The following is a 4,305-nucleotide window of genomic DNA, read 5'->3' as shown; positions in this document are numbered from 1 at the left end:
GCGACTGTAAACTCGCCTGAAATTCCGAAACTTAGCTGTCCTCTGGGGCCGCTAGGGATTGGGATAAAGCTCGCACTCTGCGCATAGCGCGGGTGTCGGGTAGTTTACACAACTCTACCGGCTCAAGCCCCATGCCCTCGCTTGGAGGGGAATCCTTGAGGGAAACTATAGAAGAAAATCTATTCTCTAGCATGATCTCTATAGTAACGTTCAATGATAGGCTGCCCATAGCGTGGAGGGCTTTGGGGCATGCTGAGCCAAGCGAAAGAACAACAGTCCGGCGGCAAGAGATTTCTGGATTGGCACCGACGTCTGAGCCTAGACAACTGGCGCGGGGATCTCTTCGGCGGGCTGACGACAGCGATTGTTTCCTTGCCGATGGCCTTGGCCTTTGGGGTGGCTTCGGGGGCAGGGCCGGTGGCGGGCTTGTACGGAGCAGTATGCGTGGGCTTTTTTGCGGCTCTGTTTGGGGGTACGCCCACGCTCATCTCCGAACCCACCGGGCCGATGACTGTGATGATGACGGCGGTGGTTGCTAATGTTACAGCTCGTTACCCGGAGCAGGGGCTGGGGCCGGCCTTCACCGTGGTGATGCTGGGGGGCTTATTTCAGATCCTGTTTGGATCCCTGAAACTGGGTAAATACATCACCCTCATGCCCTACAGCGTTATTTCCGGCTTTATGTCCGGGATCGGCTGGATCATGATTTTGCTGCAGATCCCGCCGCTTTTGGGCCACGCCAGCCAGGGGGGAGTGATTGGGGCGGTGCAGAACCTGCCGACCTACCTGCTCAACCTTAAGATGCCAGAGCTGGGGCTGGGGCTGCTGACGCTTGCCATCCTTTTTGGCTATCCCAAGCCCTGGCGACGGGTGGTGCCGCCGCAGTTGGTGGCTTTGGTGTTGGGAACGCTGGTGGCCAGCTTGTTCATGGCCGATTGGGATTTGCGGCGCATTGGCCCTATCCCCACCGGTTTGCCGCAGTTGCAGTGGCCGCAGTTGCCCTTTGCTTCCCTGGCCAACTTGGTGCTGGATGGGGTGGTGCTGGGGATGCTGGGCTGCATCGACACCCTCTTAACGGCAGTCATTGCCGATAACCTCACCCGCACCCGCCACGACTCCGACCAAGAGCTGATCGGGCAGGGGATCGCTAACTTGGTGTCCGGCTTCATGGGAGGGCTGCCGGGAGCAGGGGCAACCATGGGCACGGTGGTGAATATCCAGTCGGGGGGACGTACCCCTCTGGCGGGCGTCACCCGCGCCCTCATTCTGTTGATGGTGGTGCTGTTTGCCGCTCCCCTCACGCAAGGGATCCCAATGGCGGTGCTGGCAGGGATCGCCTTTAAGGTGGGGGTGGATATCCTCGACTGGAGCTTCCTCAAGCGGGCCCACCGCCTTTCCCTCAAAGGGGCAGCCATCATGTACGGAGTGATGTTCATGACGGTGTTTGTGGATCTCATCGCTGCAGTGGGAGTGGGAGTGTTTGTGGCCAACTTGCTCACCATTCAACGCCTCAGCGAGATCCACTCCGAAGAGGTGAAAGCCATTACCGATGCCGATGATGCGGTGGATCTCACTCCCCGTGAGAGGGAATTGCTGCGCCAGGGATGCGGGCAGGTGTTGCTGTTTTACCTGAGCGGGCCGATGATCTTCGGGGTTTCCCAAGCCATTTCCCGCCAACATCAGGCGGTGGCCTCCTGCCAAGCGCTGGTGGTGGATCTATCAGATGTGCCGATGCTGGGAGTTTCGGCGACGCTATCCTTGGAAAATGCCATCCGCGAGGCCCTGGATCGGGGCAAACAGGTGTGGATTGTTGGGGCCAAGGGCCGGATCCGGCAGCGCCTGGAAAACCTACATTTGCCGCTGCCCCCAGAGCGGTTTGTGGACAGCCGTGAGGTGGCTTTGGCCGAGGCTGTTGCCCAGTTGGGCTTGCCGCTCGAGGCCAGTCCCCTGGTTTGAGTAACCCCAATTGGCCTGAGCCACAAAGCTGCGGGATCCGTTTGCCAGATCCAGGTTAAGTCTAAGTCTATGCAATGGAAGGGTCGGGTCGCCTACTTGGCAACCATGCATCGCAAAGAGCAGGTCATCGGCCCTCTCTTGGCCGAACATTTGGGGATCCAAGTTCAAGTAGTAGCTTTCGACACCGACCAACTGGGCACCTTCTCGCGGGAGCGGCCCCGACCGGGGGATCCCCTACAGACTCTGCGCCTGAAGATTGAAAGGGCTCGACAAGCTCATCCCGTCTCCTTGGTTTTGGCCAGCGAGGGATCCTTTGGCCCCCACCCCCAGATCCCTTGGATCCCTTGGAATCAGGAGTGGGTCATGCTCAGGGTTTTTGAACCCGGCGCGGAGCCCTTGGAGCTGGTCGGCTATGCAGAGAGCACCCAAACCAATTTCGGCCATCGCTGGGTGCAGAGCTGGGCAGAAGCGCTGGACTTTGCCCAAAGGGCGGGTTTTCCCCAGCACGCTCTGATCGCCCTCGACCAGCCAGAAAAGCCCCAGGTTATCCACAAAGGAATCCAAGACGAAGCAACCCTGAAGCAGGTGGTGGGGGAGCTGCTGGCTCGGCAGGGTGGCCTGCATCTGGAAACCGACATGCGGGCCATGTGCAACCCAACCCGGCTCCAAGTCATCGCAGCCGCCACCCAAAACCTAATCGCCAAAGCCCAAAGCCTGTGCCCGGCCTGCGGCACTCCTGGCTACTGGCGGATCCGCTCGATCTCTGGACTGCCCTGCGGCCAGTGTGGCGCCCCCACCCCCGTGGCCAAGGCTTGGGTATATGGCTGTGCTCGCTGTTCCCACACCCACACCGAGCCTGTGGCAGAGCCCTGGGCGGATCCCGCTCAGTGTGCCTTTTGTAATCCCTAGCTTTGTCCCAAGCTTGACGTCGAGCCCAGGCTTTCATCCCCCCAGAGGGGCTGATGTAAGAAAATAGGGATCCAACCCAGTGGATCCCTACTTAGCAACTTGGATGTCAACGCAGGGATTTTAAGAACTAGAAAGTAAACACAGCTCGCAAGACACCCACGCCGATGGTTGGATCGGTATCCCCAGACTTGCTAGGCCCACCATTGGGATTGCTCACAAAGTAGGCTGCCGGGGTAAGGGTGAGGTACTCGTTCACCGGGAAGCTGTAGTAAACATCCACGATGAAAGGACGGCTGTCAAAAACTCCCTCCTCGGTGCTGACAATCGGTTGGCCAAACACCACACCGCCCTGAGCACCCTCAATGAAGAGATCCGGGAAAGCAAAGCCAAACAGGAACCCGTTGAAATCTTCATCACCCGGATCAATGGTGCCAGCCGGTACCACGTTGGGCAAGTTGTAATCCACATTGCCAGCAGTAAACCAGCCAGATACGATGACGCGGGGGGTAATCTCCCAGTTGGCAGCCACAGAAAAGGCGTTCACCTGTGCAGAGGTGGACACATTGGTTACTCTCAGAGGGCCACGGAAAAGAGCTGTACCGTTGGCCAAGAACTCAGGGCCATCGTTTGCCGTCTGCAGATAGGTACTGGCAAACTGCAGGTAGATCTCCAGGTTTTCATTCGGCAGGAAGCCCAGCTCCACCGCGTGGGCACTGTCGCTACCGGTTATACCGCTGTCGCCGAAGCCGTTGCCCAAGGCTTGAGCGTTCCTGGTGCTGTAGCTGTAGGCCAAGCGTAGTTGATCGGAGAGTCGGTAGCGGAAGCCAAACAGAGCTCCACCTGGCACGTCCGCCGTGGAGTTGGGAGCATCAGCAAAGTCGGAGAGAGCTTCAAAGGGTGTGCTGTAGTTGAATACATCGAACACACCTGAGCCAACGATACCCGTGTAGATGGTAGCTGCTTGGTTGAAAGCTGGGAATTGGTAGATCAGCTTGGCCAGGGTGAAAGTGCCACCGCCACCACCGCCAAACTCAAGGCCGGGATCCCCATCAAAGAACTCAGTCACAGCATCGCGAGCTTGGAGACGAATGCGCAGGCGATCGCGACCCACAAAAGAAGCATCGAAGTTCAAGCGTACCCGATAGGGAAGAGTCATGTTGGCTTGGTTTTGCTCTGCTACTACCTTCCCATCAACAACTCTGTCTTCCGTGAGAGCGCTGCCTACAACAGCGGCGATGACTTGGGCATTCAACTTGGTAACCGGGTTGAAGACCTTCCCTTTCAAATCAGTAACATCGGCTTCCAGGGCATCCACCCGCCCGCGCAGGGCTGCCAGCTCAGCAGCAAATTCCTCTTGCAAGCGCTGCAGAGTGGCCAAGTCTTCCTTGGAGACTTTGTCGGCCAAACCGGCTGCAATCAACTCATTGATGCGATCCAAGC

General features: G+C 58.3%; 3 protein-coding genes. 2 read left to right on the top strand and 1 reads right to left on the bottom strand.

Annotated features, from left to right (window positions below):
• Positions 1–249: 249 nt before the first annotated feature.
• Both NW840_RS02935 and NW840_RS02930 read left to right on the top strand, forming a co-directional pair.
• On the top strand, positions 250–1,956 hold the full coding sequence (locus tag NW840_RS02935) for a SulP family inorganic anion transporter (protein WP_414342307.1): 1,707 nt from the start codon (positions 250–252) through the stop codon (positions 1,954–1,956).
• Between the two features lie 69 nt (positions 1,957–2,025).
• Entirely contained in the window at positions 2,026–2,865 is an 840-nt protein-coding gene (locus NW840_RS02930; protein ID WP_414342306.1) for a DUF6671 family protein, read from the top strand.
• 127 nt (positions 2,866–2,992) lie between these two features.
• Here NW840_RS02930 and NW840_RS02925 read toward each other — a convergent pair.
• On the bottom strand, positions 2,993–4,305 hold a 1,313-nt coding region (locus tag NW840_RS02925), incomplete at its 5' end, for an iron uptake porin (protein WP_414342304.1).

The organism is Synechococcus sp. R5-13 (assembly GCF_047462015.1).
GTDB lineage: Bacteria > Cyanobacteriota > Cyanobacteriia > Thermostichales > Thermostichaceae > Thermostichus.
This window is presented reverse-complemented; position numbering and strand designations above follow the sequence as displayed.

What these genes read in the sequence shown, in the direction of transcription:
- NW840_RS02935 (WP_414342307.1), top strand. Translation starts at nt 250, where the DNA reads ATGCTGAGCCAAGCGAAAGAACAACAGTCCGGCGGCAAGAGATTTCTG.
- NW840_RS02930 (WP_414342306.1), top strand. Translation starts at nt 2,026, where the DNA reads ATGCAATGGAAGGGTCGGGTCGCCTACTTGGCAACCATGCATCGCAAA.